This is a genomic window from Methanobrevibacter millerae (assembly GCF_900103415.1).
In the GTDB taxonomy this organism is placed as follows: domain Archaea; phylum Methanobacteriota; class Methanobacteria; order Methanobacteriales; family Methanobacteriaceae; genus Methanocatella; species Methanocatella millerae.
Genome location: NZ_FMXB01000010.1, coordinates 10,997 through 37,595 on the forward strand (window position 1 = coordinate 10,997; position 26,599 = coordinate 37,595).

Consider the following 26,599-nt stretch of genomic DNA (forward strand, 5'->3'; position numbering starts at 1 on the left):
TTTAACTCCTTATATTATTATTTTTTAGACTCTTGAGATCTATCCTTAGGTTTCCTCTTAAATCTATTAATTAATTTACTAAAGACTCCTGAATTGGATTTTTTATTTTCAATGTTCTTTTCTCTATCTTCATTAAATTGCTTTATTTTCATATAAAAATCAGCATATTTTGAATCACCTGACTTACCTAAATCATACCATGACTTAATATTGTCGCATGAAACTTTCAAATCATCTGAAATAGTTCTTAAATCCTTATTAACATCTAAATTATCAATAATTAACTTCATTTGCTCTGAAATTATTTTTTCATTTTCAGAAATTAAATCATTAACTTCACTAGAATAATCAATGTAATCAACTTCTTGGTTGATAAAATTGAAATATCCACTGTCTGTATTCATTGAATTTAATTTTGTTTCAAAATATTCAAGTTTACTTTTTAAAGTATAATTGTAATTGTTTATTTTATTTATTAATTTATATTTATCTGTGATTAATGATTCAATGAAATTAGTGCTGTTTAATTTAGAGATATGCTCATTGTTTTTAGTAATTTCATTGTTAATTTCTGAAATATTTTGTTTATAGTTTTTAATAGTATTTTCTTTTTCTTCTTGTTCTTTCCTGAGTTTATCTTGTTTTTCTTTTTCTTCTTGTTCTTTCCTGAGCTTTTCTTGTTTTTCTTTTTCTTCTTGTTCTTTCCTGAGCTTTTCTTGTTTTTCTTTTTCTTCTTTTTCTTTTTGTTTTATTTCTTCCATTTTTTTATAAACTACGGATATTTTATCATAAAATTTAATATAATCCTTTTTGCCAGATTTACCTAAATCATGCCAAGATTGAATATTATCCAATGAAATCTCTAAATCATCACAGATAGTTTTTAAATCCTTATCTTCATCCAAATAATCAATAATTAACTCCATTTTCTCGAAAGTTAATTTTTCATTTTCAGAAATCAAATTATTAACATCACTGGAATAATCAATATACTTAAATTTTTCAATTACTAGTTCATTATCCGAAATATTATCTAAATTAAATTGAATATTTTTTTTATAATTATTTAAATCAATCATATAATTCTTTAATTTACCCAATAATAAGAATTTTTCTTTATTAAAAGGTTTTAAAAATATGGTATTTCTTAACTTAAAAATATAGTTATTTGTCTCAGTAATATAACGATCGGTAGTATGTAAATCATTTTTCAGCGTCTCACTTGCCATAAAAGAAGGTTTGTCTTTATCTTTCTTTACTTGATATTTATTATTTAAATTCTGATTTTTAGAAATTAACTCGTTTACTTTACCAGAATAATCAATAAAATTAACATCAATGCTTTTTATATTTGGATTAGTGTTATATTTTAACTTTAAAATATTCGTATTAATATCTCTTTTTGAATCATTTAAATTAGATTTATAATTCTTTAATTTATTAATTAATGTATATTTATCATTTATTAATGATGTATCAAAATTAATTCTATTTAATTTAGCAATATATCCACCAACATTTTTAATTTCATTATCAACCTTTAATAATAAGGTTTCATACTCATTAACTTTATTTTTTGCTTTGAATTTATTAACATCTGTATGTTTAGAAACATTTTTCTTTGTAGTAGATAACGGTTTGGATATTTTTTTAGAGTGTGAATGCTTATTTTTTGAAATTAACTCGTTTACTTTACCAGAATAATCAATAAAATTAACATCAATGCTTTTTATATTTGGATTAGTGTTATATTTTAACTTTAAAATATTTCTATTAATATCTTTCTTTGAATCATTTAAATTAGATTTATAATTTTCTAATTTATTAATTAATGTATTTTTATCATTTATTAATAATCTATCAAAATTAATTCTATTTAATTTAGCAATATATCCATTAACACTTTCAATTTCATTATCAACCTTTAATAATAAGGTTTCATACTCATTAACTTTATTTTTTGCTTTGAATTTATTAACATCTGTATGTTTAGGAACATTTTTCTTTTTAGTGGATAAAGGTTTAGATGTCTTTTTAGGAAAATCTTCATTTTCAGTGGATGGAGGGATTAATATTTTTTTAGAAATCATATATTCATTTTTTGAAATTAACTCGTTTACATCGCCAGAATAATCAATAAAATCAACATTAATGGATTTTATAATAATTTTATTTTCCTGTCTAAATTTAGATATAGTATTTTCAAGATTTTTCCTCGATTCATTTAAATTCGATTTATAAAATTCTAATTTGTTAATTAATATATCTCTATCTAATAGTAAAAATGGGACAAAATTTGCATTATTTAACAAATAAATATATCGATGAACATCTGTCAATTCATCATTAATCTTAATTAATAACACTTCATATCCATTAATTCCCTTATCTTTTTCTTTTTTAATAGCATTTTTAGAAATTAAATCATTAACTTTACTGGAATAATCAATTAGATTAATTTCAACATCATTTAACTTAAAGTTAGACTTTTTAGATTTTAATTTAGAGATATTTTTCTCAATAATAGCTTTCGTATTATTCAGATTTGATATATATTTGTTTAGTTCTTTAATTAACTCATCATAATCAGATTTTAATGAATCATCAAAGGATTCTGATTTTAGTTTTGATATAAGTTTTTCAACATCTTCCATGTTGGTTTTTAATTCTTTCAATTCATTTTCTAATTTCTCAATATTTTTGTTAATCTCTTCTTTTTGTTCAATGTATTTATCATTTTTCTTTAATAGTTTATTTACTCTTAATGTAATTGATCTGGTAGTTTTTATATCAAATTCTTTGACTTTATCCAATTCATCTAAGGAATATTTTGATAAATTATCTTTAATTGTCTTAATTTCATTTTTCTTGGAGTTTAATTCATATTTCTCATTATTAATATCTGAAGTTAAATTATAATATTGTGATTTAATTTCTTTATTGGACAAATCAACGCTTTTTAGTTTAAGAATGTTTTTGTCTAAAGATACCTGATTTCTTTGAATCTGTCTTAAATTATCATTCAATCTTTCTTCAATTTTAGCTATTTTGTCTCTTTTTAAAGGAAGATCCTTACTTTCACGTTTTATATTAATAATTCCTGTTGAAAACTTATTATATGGTGCAATCCCTGCCTTTCCAAGTTTATCCCATCTTTTAATATTATCATAAGGAATATCCAATTGTTTTGCGGATTTAACACTATGATTTTCTCGAATAACTGATAATACATAATCAATCTTTTCATCAAGAGATAATAATGAAACATTAATGTGGCCGCAATTTTTACATTTGGCATTATCATATCCCTTTTTCTTTTTACATTTAGGACAGGCTGCATCTTCTAATTTAGCTTTTTTAATTTCATTTATATCTCTAAAAAATTTAATGTATTTATAATTCCCATATTTTCCTTCGATATAAAATTTCGTGACTTCAATATTTGACACGCCAACACTTTTAGCTGCTTTAATCATTGTTTTATGGGTTTTAAAAGCATCTACAATATCATCTAAAACAGAATTGTCATCACCATTTTGACTAATGAAAGAGTAAACAGTATTTTCATCAGCCAATTTGTAATATTGGCCATTGAAAATAACTAAGTCAGCATCTTGTAAATTAAAGAGTTTTCCCTGGACGTTTTCAATATTAACATCACTTATCAAAAATTCGTCAAATCCAACATCCTCAATAAATTCAATCACATACTGAGCTGTTTTAATCTTTTTATCACAGCTTTTACAATAATCACTATACTTATCTTCTGAAGTCTTTCTAAATTCAGAAATAGGCAGCGTTTTGTTACATTTTAAGCAGGTTTTCTGCAATGCTTTGTCTGAAGATTTTGAAAGTAAATCAGAGACAACGTTTGAACTGTTATTTTCTTTAAAAAATTGATTTAATTGATTTTCTGATGCCAATTCAAATAAATTGGAATCAATAGATTTAACTAAACTAAAATCCTGCAATGTCCAAATAGTGTCGTTTGTTTTAATGACATTATTTTCATATAAATTATTCAAATCATCTTTATTAAATGGAATTCCAACGCCCGTAATGGGGATAATTTCTTCTAAAACTTTTACAGCATGCGCTTTCTTGCTACATTTTCTACATAAGTCACTTTTAGAGTTTTCAGGCAATGTTGTGCCACAAACTTTACATTTTTTTAATTTAGATGATTTTGATTTTGAAGATGAAGTGGACTTCTTTTTAGATTTGACTGTTTTAGGTTTAGAAGACTTCTTGGTTTTTTTGGATTTAACTTCTGGAAAATCCGCTTCCAACAAAAATTTATCTATAACCTCCTGGCTTGCAAGCTTGTAATTAGGCCCTGAAACCTCCAATAAATCATAATCCATTAATGTAAAAATAATTATATTTGTATTAAAAGATTTACCCAAGCGTTTTTGTAAAGTCACTTTAGGTACAAAATCCCCTGGTTTAAAATGATTTTCTAAAATTGCATTTAAATATTTCTTGGCATTTAATTTATTTTTGCAACTGTTACAAATATCATTCTTATTTGAAGTATTATTACCACAATATATACAATTAACCATCTTCCAATACCTTTACTTCATTATTTTCCTCATTTTCAAGCTTTAAAAATTCGTTTAAGTAATCTTGTTTGAATATTGAATTAGATATGAAGTAAACCATATTATTTTCACATAAATCCAATAGTCCCTCTGAATCAAAGAATAGATTCATTTTTAAATCAGCCCTATCTGCAGGGGATAGATAATTGATAAATTTATTCTTTTTAAAGTCTTGGCTTACCTGATCAATTAATAACTCAATATTATCTTCATTTAAGATAGTGCTCACATTATAAATTAGATTTTCAATATCGGACTCATTTATCTCATTTCCACGTACTTTAAAAGATATAAAAAATCCAGTTACCATTTCATGGTATGTATCATGATATAAATTAAATAGCTTCATTAAAAGATTGTTTGCCTTATGGCCTGCAAATGTAAAAATCGTGACTTCATGGGATTTAGAATCAATATTAACTGGAATTACGCCTTCACTGAATCCATAATCACTGGCTTTAGAAATTGTATTTTTAATATAGTCTCCAGTGCCACCTTTAAAATCGTTTAAATATCTTTTATCAAAGTTTCCAAGCAAAATGTCATATACTTTTCTTGAAATTAAATAAGGCAGCGGTGGACCATCGGAAAACCAGCTTGGAATAATGTTTTTTCCATTGATGGAATGTATAACATTTACTTTATATCTATTGTGGTCAATTGAAGTTACGCTCCATAATTTACCTGCCAATACGAATTCGTCTCCAACCTTAAGGGTTGTTGCAAATGATACATCAAGGCTTCCCACTTCACTTTTTCCTTGAAAAATTTTATATTCCTGACTTGGGTAAAAAACAGCAAAGAATTCCAAATAATTCCTTTTACCGAACACTTTTTCAAAATTATAACCCAAGCTAATATATCCCTGATTTATATCAACAAATTCCTGTTCTTCCATGAATTTCAACATGTTTTTGCAATCTTGATAATCAATGTCAGAGAATGCATAACATCCTTTAAGTTCGCCATATAATTCTTTAGCATGAGCTTTGCCTTTTTCAAATGTAGAACTTAGCAATTGATGGAAAAATATGTCTTTTGAATGAGTTGAAATACTGATTTCTTCCACCTTATTTTCATGATGCAAAATCAGTTCCGCTAAAGATACGATTAAATTAATTCCTTGTGAAAGGATTATGGTTCTTTGTACTCGAGACCTACGTCCGCTTCGACCAACTCGCTGGGAAAATGAACTTACGGTTGAAGGTGGGTTTAAATGTACAACTACATCTATATCACCAATGTCAATTCCAAGCTCCAAGGTTGAAGTTGATACCATAAATCCGCCAGCATCATTTTTGAACTTTCTTTCATTTTCCTCACGGGTATCTTTATTAATTGACCCATGATGAATGTAAATGTTGCTTAATTTCAACTTCTTTTTCAAAATTCTAAAAACTAACTCAGCAGTTGCTCTTGAATTAACAAAAATCAATACTTTTCGGCCAATAAAACGTTTTAATGGGGTATCGATATTAAATTCATTATATGGAAGAACCTTATATTTAAGCTCACGCCCAGATGTATCTCTAACGATATTTGCAGGATTATCCGGATTAATCCATTCGGCAATTAAATTAGGATTTCCAACAGTGGCTGAAAGGCCAACCGTAACGATATCTTCTGATGTATATTTTTTAATCCTATTTAAAAGTGAATTTAACTGTATTCCCCTATCTGAATCAGCGAAATAATGAATTTCATCAATCAGAATAAATTTAATGTTAGAGAAAATATTTTCTTTATCGTTGTCATTCTTATTCATTAATATAACTTCTAATGATTCAGGAGTTATGCATAAAAAATCGCTAGGGTCACGGATAAATTTATCTTTTTCAGTTTTAGAAACATCACCATGCCATTTTGTAACTGTTAAATCAAAATAATCAGCCCATCTTTCAATACGATTATACATATCGTTAATTAAGGCTTTTAGGGGAGATACATATAGAACGCTTAATGGCTCATGTCCTTTAGAAAGAATATCATTAAAGATTGGAATTAAAGCTGCTTCAGTTTTACCCGAAGCAGTCGGAGCCAATATCAATGTATCATTTTTATCCAAAACACTGGGAATGGCCTTGTTTTGAATTGAATTTAAATCTTTCCAGCCTAATCGCTCAGATAAGAAATACAAAAGGCGACTATCTAAAGTTGAAATAAGATTATCCGGCATATTTTAACCTTTACCAATCGTCGTCAAAAATATCGTCGATATCGTCTTCTAAAGTATTTTCTTGTTCGTCGAATAATTCTATTATCTGTTTGGTATCATTGAAGAATGACTGGTTTTGTTGAACGGTATCCAGCACGCTAACAAATGAACGGATGAATGTTCTTGGAGTAACTCTGCCTCCAGTCAATCTAGCGTTGTTAATATGTATTGCAACAATATCATTAATGGTTGGAGTTATCTTATCGCTTGCATTCCAGCCATATGCCTCTTCATGCATTATCATTAATTTGCCTGCTATTTCAACCAAATCCTCTTCAGTAAATCCTTTAAGCTCAAAAATTGGACGCCTTACATCAGTTAAATCAGTGTCAAGCATTGATTTAATCCTATCGTGCAATGCTGTATAGGAAACAATACCTTTTTTGGAATCATCAAATAACGGAGGAGTACCTGCAAAAACAAATAATGAATTATGGAATTTACCTAAATCACAATTATCAAACATGACTCTTATGTAATCGTATGCAGTGTTTCTTAAATCTTTTCTAGGAATGTCCATTATGGATTCGGCTTCGTCAAAAAGAACAACCAGCCCGGAGTATCCGATTGATTTAACAAAAACGGACAATGCCTCCAGATAATTTAAAGCATTGGTTTTGTCAACGTCTCCCTTTACACCAAATTTTCTTTTTTCAGTAAATGGGATATTGCCGTCTCCTCTTAACCAAGCTTTTGCATATTCAGCAGTTTTATAGTCTTCTTCATTCATTAATCTATTATAATTTTCAATAGCTACAGCAAAAGCGTTGGAATGTTCTCTGGTGTTTGCTAAATCGGCATATAAATTCTCTTTAACTAAATTATTCTGTTTGACTGGATCTGATGTTTCTTCAAATGCCATCATTTTTAGGCCGGTAATCCACCTGTCAATAATATGGTCCAGTGAAGTACCGGTTTTACATCTTAATTTGTTAACAATGCTTCTATAAACGACGTCGATTTTATTAAAGCGAACATCATTTCCTAATGTGACCCAAGACACAGCAAAGTTTTCTTCATAAGCCATTTCTTCAATGACTTTTAAAAAGAAAGATTTTCCTGCACCAAATTCTCCTTTTATAAATTTTACATAGGATTTTTCGTTTTTATCAATTTCTGAAAGTAATCTTTCAAATTCTGAAATTTCCGTGTCACGCCCTAAACAGAATTCCCGTGTACCGTTTTCAGGTACAATACCATTTTTTAAGGCACTTAATATATATTCATAATTCATAATAATCCCCCAAATTATTTTAAATCAATATAAGCATATTCTTTTTTCTTTCCTCTTGTATCATATAGTGGAATGGCTTTATCCGGATCTCTATATGGAACATGAGTAAATTCTAATTCAATTGCATTCCATGAATAAAACTCCACAATATAATCATAGCTAACTTTTACGCCTAATGAATTAACAAAATCAGTTAATTTGCGTAAAAATACTTTAATTTCAATTAATTCAGATTTCTGTTTATTTTTTAAATTATTATATAAATACAATATTGAATTCATTATAAATTCTTTTAAATTTAAATCAACAATGTCAAAATAAGCAGGGAAAGATTTAATATAATGTATTTTCCTAATAATGGTCTTGAAATCTTCTTTTGAAATTTCTTTATAATCCGTTCTGAGATATGCGGAAATGGTTTTATTTTTTTCTATAAATGATAATTCATCACCCATTTCATTTCCAATAACTGGATTGCTGAAATATCTTATGGATTTTAATTTTAATTGGACATCGGACTGATAATGGGTATAAAAATCAGATTTATCATGTTTTTCAATGTTTAGGATTTCATCAACCTTAGTTAAACCGAAAAAGTCCAAATGCCCCCGATTGTTAACAATCAATAAAATGTAATCTCCAGGATTAATCTCTTTAATGATTTTTGATTTCTTTTTTTCAGAGCCAATTTGGTTTAATTCATGGATAGCTTCAAGAATAGAGAATTCCGTTTTATGAATCCAATATTTAGGTTCAGATGTATCATTGGATAATTTAGCTTTTAAATCTGATTTTTTATTATAATCATCTAGAGTTTTATTTTCAACATGTTTCACTAATACTTCTTGAGAATCATCTAAATTATCATTTTCAGACATAATTTCTTCTTTAATGGTTTCTGTATTAGTTTCAGACGCATTGTCAATTGTATCTAATGATTCATTATTAATGGCATCATCATTTTCATTATCAGTCATTTGAGCATTTAATTGATTTATTACTTCATCATCAAAATAAAATTCATTATTTTCTTCATGAAGCAATTCATAATCCTTTAAAAGTTTTAAATAGCTATCAATTTCATTGTCATTGCAAAATTCAGTTAAATCCTCTCGTTTGAATTTTTGAGAAATATCAATATTTTGGGATAATCTGAAAATAAATTGCTCAATTAACATTTCGTTTTGTTTATTGGATATTTAAAAACCCCCTTCATATTATTTTATAAACAATAATCATTCCAAACCAGTATAGGTTAAAATAGCTTTAATATCATTTTCTTCCAGGACTTCTATGGATTTTTCATAACATTCATTCATAACGTCTTCAATATTGGTTTCTAATTCCCATAAATCCTGAAGGAATTCAAATCCATACTCATCAGCGACTCGTTGTAAGGCATAAACTGACATGAAAATATCATCAATATAACCGTAAGCACCGTAAATCTGCTCAGGTATGACATCCATAGGAAGAACATAATATGCAATAGCAGCACAAACATCCAATCTCAGCTCTCTAGTAACATTTTGATCTAATACATCACAAAGTAGTTTAAATAAATTAGGACCTTCATCAATAAAAGAAGCATATTCTCCGTTATAAGCCGCTAAATTTTCTTTTAAAGTATCATAGAAATCCTTGAATTTATCTTCCATAATAACACCTATATTAATATAAGATTATCACACTTTATAAAATTATTTATATGAAAATTATGGATTAAAATCGAAAAAATCATTTGAATAAAAATAAATAATGAATGCTATAAAGTTATTATTAAATTAATATAATATGGTTATTTTTATGAATAAAAAAATACAAATTGAACATGAACAATTTTTAAATAAATTAAAGGTTAAATATCCTTTAAAAAAAGAAAAGACTTATACTACCAAAAATATTGGAAAAATAGAAAATATTTACTACTCTAAAGGTCGTGGCATTTGGTTTGCGCATTCTGAAAATGAAAAAAGATATTTTTACATATTTGGAGTTATTAACTCTTCAGATGATTTTTCTTTAGATGAATATGATTTAATTATGGATTTTCCAAAAGACGAAATATACAATAAGAATTGCTTAGGACAACTAAATAAAAATAACCTATATATTAATAAAAATGTCATGATAAAAAAATTCCCTGACTTTGATTTAAGTACTTTTCAGGTTAAAAAATCAGCAATATTTCAAAATACCTATATAAACATTGAAATAATAGACTTGGGAAATATAAACAGGAATTTTAATGAAAATCTTGAAAAATTAATTAAGGAAATTTCAAAAAACAATCCATCATCTGAAATAAGTGATTCTGAACAATCAAAAACTTCAAACGATAAAATAGATGCCACAAAACTATCAGAACATAACCAATTAATGAAAAAATTCATTAATTTAAAAAATGAAGGAAAAACAAATGAAGAAATTTTGGATGAAATTGATATTCCTCCATTTTTATTTAAAAATTGGGTAAATCAAGGAAAAATGGGAAATAAAAAATATATGGAATTTTATGAAGCATACCTAATGGATAATGCTCCTAATAAATCATCCCAAACAAAATTATCCACTGCAGAGAAAAAACATGTTAATAAAAATGAATGCTATATCTGCGGTAGGACACTAAATAAAAATAACAATAAAAATATATGTAAAAGATGTTTAAGAAAACAATATGCCGTTAAAATCCTTGAAAAACTATTGCCATCAATTGAACCTGGAATTCCATTCCGTCAAAATGATTTAAAAGCATTGAAATTAGATAGTATTCAAATTCAAGATTATATATGGACATTACAAGAATTCAATTTGATAACAAATGAGAATTCAAGGTATGTTCTTAAAAAAAGAGAAATTCTAGATGAGTTTGCTCATGAATGTCATCTTGAAATAAATATTACTGAAAAATCGGCTGTTTCCTTAAGCAAAACTTGTCAAACTTGTGGAGAAACCTTGGATATATCTGACTTTTTTACTAGTGAAAGTAGTGAAGACGGATACGAAGATGATTGTAAGAAATGTAAAAAATTAATTAAATCTGCTATTTTTTTAAAAGAGCTTAACAAATATGTTAATTGGGGAGAAGAATTCTCAGAAGATGAGTTAATTCCTTATTTTGAAAATAGGATGATATTAAAAGGAAATTTATGGAATCTGCTGGATAATGATTTAATAAAAAATAGCGAGGATTCCAAATACATATTAACCGATGAAGAAAAGGGAACTGAATTTATTAATAAATATTACAAGGAAAAATATGACGTTCCAATCAAGACCACAAAAGAAACCGTGATTGAAAAGCCAGCTAATGAAAATCCTAGAGAGATAGTTTTAGATTCAATGGCTAGGAGAAGATCCAGAAAAGAAGCTGCAGTAATTGCCAATATTCCTCTTTATAAAATCACACATTGGTTTAATGAAGGTAGAAACGGTTTTGGAAAAGAAAACATTGACTTTTATAATAAATTAAAAGAAATTGAAAAAAGAACCAAAGCATTTACTGCTCAAGAAGTTAAAACGCAAATTGATTCATTCATTGACAGTTTTAAAATAGAAAAAGATACTGAAAAAGCTTGTGTGAAATCTTCTATTGCTAAAGAACACATTAATGATTGGATTATATTGGGTGAAAATAAGATTAATCCATTTGATTCATTTTTAGATGAATATAATGAAATTAATAATGATTTAGAAGACATTAATGTAGAAGAGTTTAACAAAGCCATTAATAGGAAAAAAAGAAGAATATTTTTGGAATATGTGGAGATTGGTGAATCCATCGATAAATCTTGTGAACTAGCATCACTAGAAAAAGAATTGTTTGAAGAATGGATTCGAAAAGGAAAAGAAAATAAAGAACCTTATGTGTATTTTTATAACAAATATAATGAAATTAATTGTAAATTAAACCATAATCCAGAAAATGAAGAAAAATTCTTTGATTCAATAAAAGAAGGCCAAACAATAAATGAAGCATGTATTTCATCAAATTTAGACTATGAATATGTTAAACAAAAAATAATAAACAAAGAAGATGAATTTTATGATAAATTCGTTGAAACAAAAATATTAAATGAAATTGGGGACTATCCTACCGTTAAACAAGAAGAAAGTTTAGGTGGAGAAAGTATACTCAAAGTAATGAATAATATTTTAAAATTAATTGTTAAAGGTAAAACAGACAAAGAAGCCTGTGAAATACTAGATTTTCCATATGATACTTATAAATTTTGGTTAAATAGAGGAGAACAAAATATTGGAGAAATTTTTGTTAATTTCTATAATGATATTAATAATATTAATGAATTAAAATCAAAGCTAGTAAAAGAAATTGATGCATCTTTAAATGATTCAGAAATGAACGAAAATAATGATTTTAAAACAGAAAATGACATCTATGAGAAATATAAATATTTATTAAATCCCGTTACTGATTATCCCGGTCAAGGAAATAGAACGGGATTTGCTTGGACAAATAAATCAGGAAATAACTGGATTTATTCAAAATCTATTAATAAACAGCAATTAAAAATAACCGATGAAAATTTCTATATATTATATGAGAAAGTTTTGGATAGTGGAAATATTTGGGGTGTTATTGAGATAAATAAAGCTATAAACACATTGAAAAATGAACCACATCCAAATAACAAATGGAATATAACTGAATTTTTGAATAGATATAGAAACAGTATATATAAAAATTCATATAAAGATTACGCAGAAATAATAGCAAACGATATTCTTGATCCTCTCCCTAAAAAATTTGAAGAAAACTTTACTACACCAAGTAAAACTGGTTTTGCTTGGGTAAACGAATCTTGGAATAAATGGTCATATAGTAGAAATATAAACGGTTTAAACTTCAACTTCAGATCAGAGAATATTTATGAAGTTTTTGAAGAAGTTTGTAGAAATAACTTAACATGGGGAGTTAGAGATAAAAATAAAGCTTTAAACACATTAAAACTTAGTGAAAATAATTCATCAAAAAATACAAATATATCTACAACAGTTAAACGTCCTGAAGAATATGATGATATTCTAAATTCACTTCCAATGAAATATAAAGATATTCTAAAACCAATTGAGGAAGAATATAAAGAAAATTTCAAAACTCCTAGCAAGACAGGTTTTGCATGGGTTGAAAAACCAAACTATTTATGGATTTTTTCAAGGAGCATTAATGGTGATCAAAAATATTTATCAAATGAAAATATTTTTGAATTATATGAAGAAGTTAATTCAAATAATTATGGTTGGGGCGTTAGGGATTATAATAAAGCTATTAAATCTTTAAAAGAAAATAAACAAAATAACTCCCAAATCAAGGTAAAAAAACCTATTGAACCCCCAGAAGAGGTTAAAGAAATCATTGATTCACTTCCAAATAACTATAAAGATATACTAAATCCTATTGATGAGAAATATAATGATACATTCCGAGTAGCAAGTGAAACTGGATTTGCATGGGTAATTAAACCAAATAATTTATGGAGATATGTTCGTAGTGTTAATGGAAAACGAAGCGAATTTAGTAATGAAAATATTTATTCATTATTCCATGAAGTTACTAAAAATAATTTGGAATGGGGCGTTAGAAATTATAGTAAAGCTATCAGATCTTTAGAATCTGAAATACCTAAAAATTTAGGAGAAAACCTAGAAAAAGAAACGACTAATTTAATAATAAGATATTTATCAAGAACTGATTTTAAAATGAATATTCTAATTAAAGGAACAATATATGAAAATGAGTTATTTGATGTTTTATCTGGATTAAAATCTTTTGAAAGTAGTATAACACGAATTATAACTAATAAATATTACATGGAAATTGATTTATTAGTTGAATTGGATTTAGATGTTAATTTACTTTCAAGATTTGAAAAAGAAATGAAAAATAGAGGATGGTTATAATTTTACAAAACATATAATGTGGAGAAACTTTTTTCAGGATAGTTAATTCTTTATATGCTAGTTAATAATTATCATGCTTTAACTTATCGATTTTAATTCATCAACTGTGTAATCAGTATTTAATTTTTTATTTACCTTTTTTAGTCTTTTTTCAAACCATTCATCACTATATTCACTAACATCCATTGGTGGATCAGTGTAATATAATTCAATTGCATCTAATTCACGATTATAATCTTTAAGTTTTTCTAAACAAAAACAGATTCTTTGATAAAACTTAAACAAAGGATATTCTTTTTCCGCGATGATTTTTTCATAATGACTTATAGCTAGTTCATAATTTCCTACTCTTTCATAAATACGGCCAATTTCTTCTAAAGCGTAGCTCTCTTGACGATAATTAAAATATTCATCAGTTATAATGAAAACCCTGTCATTTAGTTTAACAAACTTATCTGCTAAAAATTTATTGGATTCTTTCTCATTTAAAGCACCATGCGTTTCATAATATTCAAACCATTCTTCGATTTCATTTTCATTAACATTCACTTTTTCTAAGATTCTTCTTATTTTTTCACTAAACCAAACATGCTGATATCTATTTAAATAAATGTTACTATGGAATAAATCTTTAATATTTGATAAATTTGCATGATAATCCTTTTTTTTATCGTAAATTATTGTTAACTGTCTGTAAGGATACCAATCATTTGAAAAGTAAGTATTATCACATAAATTTTTATAAAATTTTATTGCATCATTTGTTTGTTTATTCTGAGTTAAAAATCTTCCATATTGTATTAGGATATTTTTTCTTTTTAAGTTTTTAAATTCATTTAAAGTTGAATCATATTCATAATCTGGGTATTTGACTAAATTAAGGTCATCTATGTTAAAAGGAATTTCGTATATTGATTTTTCATCAAGATCTGAAATTTTTTGATAATTTACATTAGGTTTTTTGTCCTCAAGTTCTGATATACGTTTTGAAAGATATTTGTTTTCTTCTTTTAAAGTTTTTATTTCATTTAATTCTTTATTTGATGAATTAGGATTAATAATCTTTTCAACATCTTTTAATCTTTTTTCAAACCATTCATCACTAACTTTTGTCCGTGCTGATTCACCATTCATATACTTATTGATAATTCTTAATTCATTATCATAATCATTAAATCTTCTGTAAGCCACGCATAATTTCTGAAAATAACCATATCTTCTATAACCCAAATCATCAATCATATAATTCAATAATTCAATATATTCATCATATCTTTGTTGTCTGTTTAATTCTGAGCATTTAACTTCATATTCATATTGTTTTTGCTTTTTATCGTATTTTTCTTTACTTATAACAATAATTTCTCCGTTTCGTTTTTTAATTCTATCTGCAATAGGCAAAGGAGTATTTGCTTTTTCTTCATTAATAAGTGAATGAGTTTTAAAATAATTGGTTAAAGAGTCGATTTCTTCAGGAGTTATATAATTTTTCTCAGATAAAATTCTTAGTTTATTTCTAAACCATAAAAATTGATGGTTATTACAGTAAATTCCACTTCTAAAAAATGTTTTTATGATTTCTGTTTTTTTATCAAATTCTTTGGTTTTTTTATACATTAAAACCAATCTTCTGTATAGCCAAAAATCATTAATGAAATATTCATGAGTTAAAAGCTCTTTATAATATTCAATTGCTTTTTCAGGCTCTTCTTTTTCAAACTTCAAGCCTTGATTTTTGATTTTGTATTTATCAATATAATTTGCCATACATTCACCTTAACAAACTTAATATTAGTTTATATTGATTTTAATTTATATTTGTTTATGTTAATTTTATGATTAAACTATTAAAATAATTAATCATTATTTTGGTTTAGATAACTGCTGTAAATTTTTTATTCGATTATAATTTTTTAGAAAATTAATTTTTTTTATTTTTAAAAAACTTTTTCTAAAATTGTAATATTTAATATAATAATAAGTTTATTCATAAAAAATATCTTCAAAATCACCCAGACATTCTTTTTCTATGTCTAACATATCATCAAAAACATAATCATCACTACCTAATTCTTCATTTATTGGATTATATGTATTAGAATTCTTTTTTCTTCGTTTTTTCTGTTTATTTTTATGTTTATGTTTACGTTTATGCTTATTTTTATTTTTATTTTTTGATTCAAATGAAGTTTCATCTATATCATAATATGTATAATAATCACCAATTAACTCCATATTCGTTGAAAATTCATCCATAATCACAGAAAAATTATTTGAGTCAGTTTTTGATTTTTTAGCCTTTCTATCCTTTTTATTATAATATTCCTCTTCTATTAAAATATTTAATCTTAATTCAATTGATCCAAATAAATCTTTTAAATATATCTCTTTTAATAATTCTTCTTTAATATTATAAGCATCTTTAATTGATAAATTATATTTAATTAATTTTTCTTCAAAATCCTCTGAAAAATAATTTCTTCCAGTTAAACGAAAATATTCTTCCAAAGCATTATTTAATTTTTCTTCATATTCTATTCTTTGAGAATTTGAAGTAGTTAAATTCATAAAATAATTAATTTTAGCATCTAAATCTTCATATTTTATTGTACCATATAATAAATCTTTCATTACGCAACCTAAAACTTCTAAACCTTCAACAATTGATAAATTATACTTATTTAAATTTCTAACAAAATATCTCGAAAAAGGATTAACACCAGCCAATCTAATTAAATTAACAAAATTTTTAGTTAAGATTTTTAACTTATACTTATATTCTCCATCATATGAATTTATTGATTTATTTATCTCGTGTTTTAGTTGTTTCTTTTTAATATTATTCAAATATATATCAGATATTAACTTAAATTGGATTATATTCCATTCTTCATTTGAAATATTATTTTCGATTAAGTAACTTTTAAAAGAATCTTTATCAGTTATGTTAAATAATTCATCAGTAATCTTTATTCTTTCATTATAAATTTTAAAATCATTATTTATACGATATTTTTTAATTTTCTTATGGGTTCTTAATTCCCACCCATTATATTTATCAAAAGCAATTAAAAAATCAAAATTGCAAAAATTGCATTTAGATAATTCAGGAATAACTTTTCTTCCACATTTTGGACATAACATAATAAAAATTATTTTACTTGAAATTTAAATATGTTATGAATTGTATTTATAAATGAATAACACTTGTCATTCTAAACTAAAATCATATTTACCATTTTCATTTTTAAAAATCATCATAATCATCAAAATATTCATTTAAAGTATCTACAAAATAAGAATTAGATAGTTGTCCACTTCTATTCTGTTCTTATTTAACTTTTATCAATTTTCAGTTCATCCCCCATCTCAAACCTGTTTTTTTATTTAATTGAATGAATTAGATTTTCGTCGTTGATGGTATTGAATAATTCCCAATAGCATCTTCCGCTTCTTCCAAACAGCATAAAAAAGATACATTTAAATCCCATCTTTGACTAGATACTATCAATTATTCATTTTTCTCATTAAGTATTTCGTTTTATTTATTCGGAATTTATAACTTCTCAAAATACTTATGCATGCTTTCAGCCATTAATTTACGTCTTTCTTCTAAAAAGTCGAAGTAATCCATTTTCCAGAACTCATAAGGCAAATCATAGACTTCTACATAATTATTTTCAATGAATTCACGAGTATTATCACTGCAATCTTCTAAAATCCATGACCAATATTCATGCGGAGGTTTATCGCTGATTTTAATGTTTTTGTGATAATCTATGTAAATCATGTTTGCAATTTGGTTGTAATCTCTTTGTTTTAGGTTTTTAACTTGCTGCAAGTAGTTTTTAGGGAATATATGATGTACCTCGATTTGCTTTTTAGGACTTTTAATAAATGGAGATAAATAATCTTTTAACTTTATCTCAGAAAACAATATGTTTTCTCCTTCAAATACTTTACATGCATTATATACCTGATTTGATGTGTTTCTTGAACCTTGTGATGATTCAAGACGACTTGGTAGTGTTACTGTCCAGAAATCATTAGTTAATGAGGAGTTTATAATATCTGTTAACACTCCAATCAAATCATCACTTTCACGGAAGTTGCTTAATTCCTGTTCTATTATGGATTCAGGAGATGCACCATACCTTTGAGTTAATAATGAAAATACAAACCATTTTCTTATTATTGACTCTAAATCAATGTGTTTTATTCCAAATTTACATCTTCCAAGCAAGTATAATGCATAAGTTTCATATATTGCATTTTTAGATAATATTAGATTATCGTTTACAAATCCTGCTGATTGAATAATGGCTATAAAATCATGCCAGTAAACTAAGTTTAAAGCAGTTTCTAAACCTTCTTTTAAGATATCAAAGTTTTTAACTCTTTCATCTTCTGTTGTGGTCTGATTTTCTAAATTACGTCCTTTTAAGATTAAATATGCATATTTAAGCCTACCTCTTAAGAATGAATAACCAATAATACTTCTCAGTAAGTTCTCATTCGTTGGCTGGGCATTAATTAAGTTAAACGATGATGTCTCACCGGCACCAGGAGCAATTTTAGCTTTTCTAGAAAACTCTTCCATGCTATTTTTACCTTCAGGCCAGTATAGTGACATTAATGTAAAAATAAAATCAGATTGGTTTAATGGTTTTCCAGTACTGTTAATACGTACAAATATTTCAGATACTTCTTCAGGATCAAGAGATGGAGATAATTCAATAGCTGAGAATTGATAAGAATTTTCCAAGCTTTTAAGTGAATAAATATTATTCCTTATTAAAGTTTTGTCATATTCAAAATCTGGGCGTTTTTCATCCAGATTAGTGAAAAAATCATCCATATAACTGAAAAGATCTCCTTTAAAAATATCTGTGATATTATTAACCCAGGTTGGATCTTTTAAAGTACTACTGTTTTGTACTTCAAATTCTTCTGTAAACGGATTATATGAAATTTTAACAGATCTTTGTTTATAATCACTGTCTATTACTTCAGAACCAGTTATAACGGAGTATAATGCAGTGAGCCTTTGCTGACCATCAATAATTAATTTGGATGGAGTAGTATTTTTATCCATGACACCAATTGGCTTAAATTCATCATTTGATTCATTAATCTTCCATAAAATTAACATTCCGACAGGTAATCCTTTGTATAGTGAATCAAATAAATTACGTACTTTCACATTTTTCCACACAAATGGTCTTTGAAGGTCAGGTAGAGCAATATCTCCATTATCAATACTTGTCATTAAGTAATTTAATGGATATTGAGTTATGTTAAAAACAGTATCTTTTTTCATGTTATTAATTTATGTTTATTTCACTATAAATTATTTTTTAAATTACTTGTTTTAAGCGAATATTTCTTTATAAAATTACAAAATCTGACTCATTATTTCAGCGATAAGTAATCTCATTTAGTGTAACATCTTTGAGCCAAGATACGAATTGCTTTATTTATTATGTTGTTCTGAAAGATTAGATTTTGTGCTATGCTGACAGAAACAATTGGGTCAATTCCATATTTGTATTTAACATCTTTTTTACCAGTTTTTAGTGCTATACTCATTTGAATTTGTCGTTTATTTATTTCTAAATCACTATTCAATGAAGTATAATTAATTTTCATATCTATCAGCTCTAAAAAATCAATAGGAGGATGAAGGGGATTTTTAGTTAAAAACTCTAATGGTAAGACAAAATTGTAAAATCTATTATATTCGCACTCTTATTGTTGGGTAACATTATTTGAAAACTATGAATCATAAAATTAAATGCACCTTCAATATATACTCTAATAAAAATAGTGTCCATTAATTTAGTGAAAGCTATTAGAAAAAATAGAATAAATTTACAAATATAGATAGATAAATCAAATAAATTTATATAATGTTATTAACTTATAATTAATTGGTTAATATCAAATATTAACTCATAGCTAATGAAGAAGCAATAGTTTGCGAGTTTTCTTTTAGTCTGTTGAATTTAATGGAGATAAAGTTCATAAAAATGGACTTTAATCCATTATTTAATTAAATATGGTGATATAAATGAAAAAAATTTATATTGTTCTATTAAGTTTAATTTTGCTGATGCTTAGTGTATCGTGTGTTAGTGCAGGATTTTTAGATGGATTGTTTGGCGGAAATGATGATGACAAAAATATAACTCTAATAAAAGAATCAACTAGTGGATGGGTTCAAATTTATGATGATAATGGCGAAATTCATGCTTCTTACGATGTTAAAGGTGTTATAACAGGTTTAAAGGATGAGGGCAAGGGTTATACTTTAAGAGTTGCATTATATGATGAGAATGATGAATTTATTAAGGAAGCTGATGGTACTTACATAGATAGAGATGCATTTAGAGCATTTGAAGATTCAAAACCTGATTATTTATGTTTTATCGGTGCAGATGAATTGTTAAATGTTAGTAAGGCAGAAGTGAAGTTATATGATAAAGATGGAACAATAGTTCTTGATAAAAATGTAACATTTGATATGGAAAATGTAAAAATTTCACATTTGACACATACATCATCTAGTTCGGATAGTTCTAGCAGTTCAGATAGTTCTGTTAAACCACATTATAGAAATATAAGTGATGCCGAATTTGAAAGAATTATGAAATGGTGAAATATGTTCAAATTGTTGAATAATAATTTGAACTTCAATTTTTTTATTATCGTATTTTTCAATGAAAATACTATAATTAGATGTTAAAAAAGATTATGAAATAATTTTATAATCTAATTACATTCTGTATCTCCATAAATCCATATCCTAAACTATCCAATTCATCAGGAGATGGATATTCATTCATAATTTCCTTATCTGGATGTATATAGACATACTGATTGAATAAAGCTCTTAATCTCTCAGGATTAATTTTATCGTCAAAGAATAATCTGTTTTGCATAATCAGATTTGCAGTAGGTCTAGCACTATTGTACTTAGAATTGCTTGATTGTGTTTTCTTCACTACTATACCATATTTTCTAACTAAATCTTTCAATATGTTTTAGCAGTGATTTAAGAATATGTCGAATCACTTCCCAGGTCCTTTTCAAAATTAACAAAATATGAATCCCATTTAGAATTCCTAATTATGAAGTTCCTCAATCTCTCTTCGGGAAAAGCTGATGGAGTAGCAAATAAACCAACAATACCATATTTTCTTTATTAAAATATACTATATTTAAAATAAATGTTAAAGTTGATTTTTCTAATGAAATATAGAAATAATAATTTGATGATGAGTTTAGAAACTCATGATAGGAGTGATAATAGAAATTATGATAATAAGCAGGTTATTAATTGAATTTTATGAAAAATAGAAAATTATTTATACGCAACTTTTTACTATATTAAAAATACTGGAAAAATATGGTGTATAATGTTAGTAGCTCTCAATGATAAAAATGAGTATGTATCTGCATTTGATGTTGAAAAATATGATAGTAAAGGTAATCTTCTTAAATATTATTGTCCTGAATGTGGTGAAGAATTAATATTACGTAAAGGTAATGTATATCAACATCATTTTAGCCATAAAAATAAAGATACTATTTGTAGATTACGTGAAAATGGTGGTGAATCGGATATTCATAACTTCCTAAAGTACAAAATTAAAAAAATTATTGAAAAAGATAATGATTTAATTAAATCTGAAATTGAATATCCTATTGGTTCTCTCATAGCAGATTATTATTGTGAATTAAAAGATAAATACAATAATAAAAAGAAAGTAGCTGTTGAAATAGTTCATAAACATACTAATATTAAAGATTTTGTAGATAAAAATGAATATTATTATAGTACGGGTGTTTATAGCATATGGGTTTTTAATATAGATAAATTTACAAGTAAAACTAAAACAGTTACTAGTAATATTAGTATGGATGAGATTATCCATGATTCTAGTGATTTTTTAGAAACCGTTCGTGTTACTGAGATAATTCGTGATGCTCACGTTATGCATTTTGGTAAAGTCTTTGCTTTAGATCCATTTAATGAAAAAGTATATTGTATTCATGTTAACTCATTATACAGTAATAGTAGTAAATATCCACATAATATAATTCATTTATTGTTAGAAGATTTTAAAATTGAGTTTTTTAAAAAATCTGCTTCTGATGATTTTTTAAATTATAATCGTAGTGTTGCAGGTCCGAATATTGAAAAATTTTGGGACAAAAAACCATTTGATTATATTTTTAAGAAGAATAAAGAGAGCAATAATGTTAATATACATAATAATGAGCAGTTATTATCTAAAAAGGAATTTTATGATACTATTGCTGTGAATATTGGTATTTTTGAAGATGATAAAGATGGTATTTGCTATGAAATTATTTATAAAGAAAATAATTTAATATTCTATGATAAAATAAATGATGATTCATTTAAATACGAAGTTAGTACCATTGAAGATACTCTTTTATTTTTAGAAGATAATTTAGGTTTAAGAGATAATATTCATATAGAATTAATCCCTAAACTAGTTTCTAATGTTAGATTTAATAATAAGAATGGAATATTTTATTCTGAAGATGATGGTATTTTTAAACCTGATTCTAAGTCAGATTTTAGCGAATTTGATGATTTCATAAATTTTTTCAATAAAAATTATATTTTTGAGAAAAATGAGTCATTTGATGATGAGTATATAGATTATGAGGATTATATTGATTTGAAAAATAAATCAAATGCTAAAGATTTAAAAATCATACCAAAAGATGATAAATATTGCTTAGTTGAATATTTAGAAGATAAAACATATTTGCATGGCATGTTTGATACTTGGGATGAAGCTGATGCAGAAGGAAGATTACTATAAAAAGGAGGTAGTTTATTTTATAAATATATTTTAAGAAAATTTAATGGATTTGTTTCCTAAATATAGAAACAAATTATTGAGATTATTTTGATAAATATCTAACTCAGAAAATATTCTTAAGATAATCAAAATATTAAAAGATTTTAAATTTATCTTTGTAAGTTGTTTAAAAATAAAGTTTTTATAATTACTATAAAGATTATAAATTATTCATCAAAGATAAATTATCAATTAATAACAAATGTAAAAAATAAACTTCCACATGTATACTATGCACATAATAAATGTATTAAATAATATAAAGTATGGATATTTTAAAATTATCATTAATTATAATGATAGTTGAATCATCAACCCCATGTTTATAGGTTCATCAAATAGAAATATTTAAATAACATCTTGTTACAATAATTATATAGAGGTGAAAATTAAGAATAAGAAAATGATAAATTAAAAATAGGGTTATATTATCACCGCCATGATAATATAAACCAAATAAAAAATGTAAAACAAAAAAGTTAGTTTACAAATATTATTATATTATGGTGACTATTTAAAGTTAACCATAATCAAACTTACTTTTTTTACATTACTTAATTTATTATGAGTACTATTTTTAATCCTCTTTAAAAATAAATTAGAGAGGTGAAAATATGCCATATAAAACTGGAGAAAAACCTGGTGTTGGGACATATCTTTGCATAAACTGTGACCAAAAGGTTACACTCGATGATGCAAAAGATACGCTCCCACCTTGCCCTAAGTGCAAAAACACGGAATTTATAAAATTATAATAAATTTTACCCTCATAAAAAAAGGTATTTTACTTAATCAATCTAACGGAGGTGAGAAAATGGGTGGTAAGAAAAATCAAATCCATGTTGTTCCAAATGAGGATGGAACTTGGGCTAATAAAAAACCAAATGCCAAAAGAGCTTCTTCTCTTCACCAAACACAAGCTGAAGCAATAGATTCAGCAAGAGGCCAAGCTAAAAGGGAAGGTAATACTGAAGTTATCATTCATGGACGAGATGGTAAAATAAGGAATCCTAATACTTACAAGAGAAAGGATGATCCAAGAAAAACAAAAGGTTGATAAAGTAAATTTTTTTACTTTATCTCTTTTAATCATAATTTTACAAAATTTAAAATCATATTTTCAAGCATTGTTAAATCACATAATATTAAATTAATATTTTACCGCATTCTCTTTTAAATCATATCTTTAAATCCCATCACAGTTATTTACTTTAATTAAGCATTAACCAAAATCAATTTTCTTTATATATGAAAATTATTAAATACTCATTTTAAATATTTCGTTAATATACTAATTTAATTATGACATTAAACATATATTATTTCAATGGAGATGACAAATATGGATGATGAATTTTTAACTGATTATTTCATAAAATTAAATGAAGAAATAAGCAATCCTCGTTTTATAGATGAATTTAAAAATCAAATAGATGATTTAAACGAAGATAAACTAAAAGAATTAATTAAAAATCATTATTAGGTGTTTGATATGACTAAAGACATTAACTTGAAATCTATTGAAATTAATTCATTTAGAGGGATAAAAAACTATGATTTGAATTTTTATGATCCTGAAAAAAATAAATACAAATCTATGATATTCTGTGGAGCCAATGGGACTGGAAAAAGCTCTTTTGTTAACGCATTCGAATATCTTTTCACAGGTAAGATTGAATCCCTTAAAGGTACAAGTACAATTAATCACGACAAATCTATAATCCATAGAGACAGTTTAAAGGATGATTTATATGTAAAAGCACAAATCGGTGATTTTGAAATTTCAAGATCATTTAAAGATGGATTCCAATATCCTGATGAATTAAAGGAATTAGTTGATGACTTTGAAAATGGATCTTTTATTTTAAACAGAAAAAAATTATTGTTATTCATTGAATCAAGACCTAAACAAAGATATGAAACCATTGCCAATTTGATTAATTTCAATCAATATGATGATATTGAAAACTCATTGAGAAAATGTGAAAAGAGTTTTAAAAATGATTTAAAAGCAAAAGAAGAAGAATTAAGTGATAATGAAATGGAAATCACTGAAATTTATAATTGTGATATAGGAGAAGTTTATGAAAAGACCAACGATATCTTAAAAGAGAATGATTTTGAATTAATAACAGAAGACAGTGATTTAAAAGAGTATATTAAAGAGCATTCCATTGAAAATGAGAATTTGGATGAACTTGAAGAAATTGATATTTCTAAAATCAATGAGAAATACTTATCACAATTAAATGTATATGAAAAGATTACTTTAAATGAATTAAAATCATCCAATACATTATTAAAACTATTGAATAATTCTATAGACTATATTAATGATGAATCTCCAGATACATGTCCTATTTGTAAAAATAAAATTGAAAATACAAAGGTTTTAAGATATATTTCTGCTAAAAGAAGTGAACTTGAAAAAAATTCTAATGCTTTATTGAACTGGCAAAAAGAAAATGATGTTTTGATAAGACAAATTCAGGAATTGAATTACAAATTAAAAGATTATGATTTAAATAATCTTATAAATGATTTAAAGGAATTATCTAATTTTAATATAAATATCTCTCAAATGGATAGAGACATATTAACAAACATTGATAATGAAATCAATGAATTAAAAGCAAAATACACAAAACAAGATTATGATTTAAAAAATGCAGGTGAAGTTATTTATAAACTTTCAGAAAGACAGAAACTTCTAAAAGAAAAAGAAAAAGTTGAAAAACAACATGAAATAGCTCAAATATCCTATGATACTTTTAAGGAGTTAAAGAAAACTAAAATCGAAGAGATTTTAGAAGAGATTATTACATATGTTGATAAATATTACTCATTCATACATGAAGATGATGAAATACACTCTCCTGAAATTAATGTTGATAAATCAACGGCTTTAACATTAAAATTAATATTCGGCGATGAGAAAAATGACCCAAGATCATATTCCAGTGAAGGACACATTGATTCTTTGGGTTTATGTATCTTTTTAGCATTTGCAAAGGTTTTCAATAAATATAAATTCATAATTTTAGATGATATAATCGCTACTGTTGATATGGCTCACAAGGAAAGAGTTGTAAGATTATTATTCGAAGAATTCGAAGATTACACATTTATTATTACTACACATAATAAATTATGGTTTGAACAGCTGCAGAACATGTCACAAATGTATGATCAGGACAGATATGCCTTTGAAAATATTATAAGCTGGTCAGAAAAAGAAGGTCCTCAATTATATCCTTATGTATCTCAAGAAGAAAGAATTGAACAATATATTGAAAATAATGATGTATTTGCAGCAGGAAATGGGATAAGACGTTACTTTGAATTTATTTTGGATGGTGTGGTTAGAAATAATGGCATTAAAATGCCATTGAAAAAACACTACACAGTAAATGATTATTACTCCCAGGTTAGAAGCCAACTCAAATCAATGTTCAAGAAAACAGAATTTAAAGAGTATTATAATGCTGTTTTCGATGAAATAGATAAAACAAGTTATATGGGTAATTTAATGTCACATAATAATGAGGCAAATTATTATTTAGATATATCTGAAATTATTAAATTTAAAGAAGCAGTTTTTAATTTTAGAGATTCTGTAACCTGTCATGACCCAAAACATCATAACAAGTTTTTACGTTTTAATAAAGAAAAGAAAATCGGAATCTGTACCAGTAAGAAATGTGATGATATTTTTAAATTTTAA

General features: G+C 25.7%; 16 protein-coding genes. 7 read left to right on the forward strand and 9 right to left on the reverse strand.

The genetic code is table 11. The features are described 5' to 3' along the window. Nucleotides 1–17 precede the first annotated feature (17 nt). The 5 genes from F3G70_RS06715 to F3G70_RS06735 all read right to left on the reverse strand — a co-directional run bounded on the left by F3G70_RS06715 (nucleotide 18) and on the right by F3G70_RS06735 (nucleotide 9,711). Nucleotides 18–4,364 (reverse strand): hypothetical protein, encoded by a 4,347-nt coding sequence (locus tag F3G70_RS06715; RefSeq protein ID WP_149731936.1) that lies wholly within the window; start codon nucleotides 4,362–4,364, stop codon nucleotides 18–20. Nucleotides 4,365–4,557: 193 nt separating this feature from the next. Continuing rightward, complete coding sequence (locus tag F3G70_RS06720; protein WP_223166030.1) at nucleotides 4,558–6,741, reverse strand: DEAD/DEAH box helicase; 2,184 nt, start codon at nucleotides 6,739–6,741, stop codon at nucleotides 4,558–4,560. 49 nt (nucleotides 6,742–6,790) lie between these two features. Beyond that, the gene (locus tag F3G70_RS06725) at nucleotides 6,791–8,053 is read right to left on the reverse strand and encodes a BREX system ATP-binding domain-containing protein (protein ID WP_149731938.1); all 1,263 of its coding nucleotides are present in this window, start codon (nucleotides 8,051–8,053) and stop codon (nucleotides 6,791–6,793) included. A 14-nt stretch (nucleotides 8,054–8,067) separates the two neighbouring features. Then, nucleotides 8,068–9,231 (reverse strand): hypothetical protein, encoded by a 1,164-nt coding sequence (locus F3G70_RS06730; RefSeq protein ID WP_149731939.1) that lies wholly within the window; start codon nucleotides 9,229–9,231, stop codon nucleotides 8,068–8,070. Nucleotides 9,232–9,288: 57 nt separating this feature from the next. Then, nucleotides 9,289–9,711, reverse strand: a complete 423-nt coding sequence (locus F3G70_RS06735) for a YkvA family protein (protein ID WP_149731940.1) — start codon at nucleotides 9,709–9,711, stop codon at nucleotides 9,289–9,291. 148 nt (nucleotides 9,712–9,859) lie between these two features. Between F3G70_RS06735 and F3G70_RS06740 the strand changes: the two genes are divergently transcribed. After that, nucleotides 9,860–13,975 carry a hypothetical protein gene (locus F3G70_RS06740; protein WP_149731941.1) on the forward strand — a complete coding sequence of 1,372 codons (4,116 nt, stop codon included), beginning with the start codon at nucleotides 9,860–9,862 and terminating at the stop codon, nucleotides 13,973–13,975. 78 nt (nucleotides 13,976–14,053) lie between these two features. On the opposite strand, the gene F3G70_RS06745 is transcribed toward F3G70_RS06740, so the two are convergent. From F3G70_RS06745 to F3G70_RS06755, 3 genes are all read right to left on the reverse strand, one after another. Further along, the gene (locus tag F3G70_RS06745; protein WP_149731942.1) at nucleotides 14,054–15,742 is read right to left on the reverse strand and encodes a tetratricopeptide repeat protein; all 1,689 of its coding nucleotides are present in this window, start codon (nucleotides 15,740–15,742) and stop codon (nucleotides 14,054–14,056) included. A 216-nt stretch (nucleotides 15,743–15,958) separates the two neighbouring features. Then, nucleotides 15,959–17,119 (reverse strand): hypothetical protein, encoded by a 1,161-nt coding sequence (locus tag F3G70_RS06750; RefSeq protein WP_149731943.1) that lies wholly within the window; start codon nucleotides 17,117–17,119, stop codon nucleotides 15,959–15,961. Between the two features lie 412 nt (nucleotides 17,120–17,531). Beyond that, complete coding sequence (locus tag F3G70_RS06755; RefSeq protein WP_149731944.1) at nucleotides 17,532–19,295, reverse strand: GmrSD restriction endonuclease domain-containing protein; 1,764 nt, start codon at nucleotides 19,293–19,295, stop codon at nucleotides 17,532–17,534. Between the two features lie 750 nt (nucleotides 19,296–20,045). Between F3G70_RS06755 and F3G70_RS06760 the strand changes: the two genes are divergently transcribed. Further along, nucleotides 20,046–20,633 (forward strand): hypothetical protein, encoded by a 588-nt coding sequence (locus F3G70_RS06760; RefSeq protein ID WP_149731945.1) that lies wholly within the window; start codon nucleotides 20,046–20,048, stop codon nucleotides 20,631–20,633. A gap of 106 nt (nucleotides 20,634–20,739) precedes the next feature. Here F3G70_RS06760 and F3G70_RS06765 read toward each other — a convergent pair whose 3' ends face one another. Then, nucleotides 20,740–21,012: a hypothetical protein gene (locus F3G70_RS06765; RefSeq protein ID WP_149731946.1), complete on the reverse strand. Its 273-nt coding sequence runs from the start codon at nucleotides 21,010–21,012 to the stop codon at nucleotides 20,740–20,742. 381 nt (nucleotides 21,013–21,393) lie between these two features. Here F3G70_RS06765 and F3G70_RS06770 point away from each other — a divergent pair, with 381 nt between their 5' ends. The 5 genes from F3G70_RS06770 (at nucleotide 21,394) to F3G70_RS06785 (ending at nucleotide 26,599) form a co-directional block, all read left to right on the forward strand. Then, the gene (locus F3G70_RS06770) at nucleotides 21,394–22,836 is read left to right on the forward strand and encodes a competence protein CoiA family protein (protein ID WP_149731947.1); all 1,443 of its coding nucleotides are present in this window, start codon (nucleotides 21,394–21,396) and stop codon (nucleotides 22,834–22,836) included. 653 nt (nucleotides 22,837–23,489) lie between these two features. Continuing rightward, entirely contained in the window at nucleotides 23,490–23,630 is a 141-nt protein-coding gene (locus F3G70_RS06775) for a zinc ribbon-containing protein (protein ID WP_149731948.1), read from the forward strand. Nucleotides 23,631–23,689: 59 nt separating this feature from the next. Then, nucleotides 23,690–23,932 carry a DUF2188 domain-containing protein gene (locus F3G70_RS06780; protein ID WP_149731949.1) on the forward strand — a complete coding sequence of 81 codons (243 nt, stop codon included), beginning with the start codon at nucleotides 23,690–23,692 and terminating at the stop codon, nucleotides 23,930–23,932. 285 nt (nucleotides 23,933–24,217) lie between these two features. Continuing rightward, a complete protein-coding gene (locus F3G70_RS12070) occupies nucleotides 24,218–24,358 on the forward strand; it encodes a hypothetical protein (protein ID WP_188118104.1) in 141 nt (46 codons plus the stop codon). A 9-nt stretch (nucleotides 24,359–24,367) separates the two neighbouring features. Continuing rightward, nucleotides 24,368–26,599 carry an AAA family ATPase gene (locus tag F3G70_RS06785; RefSeq protein ID WP_149731950.1) on the forward strand — a complete coding sequence of 744 codons (2,232 nt, stop codon included), beginning with the start codon at nucleotides 24,368–24,370 and terminating at the stop codon, nucleotides 26,597–26,599.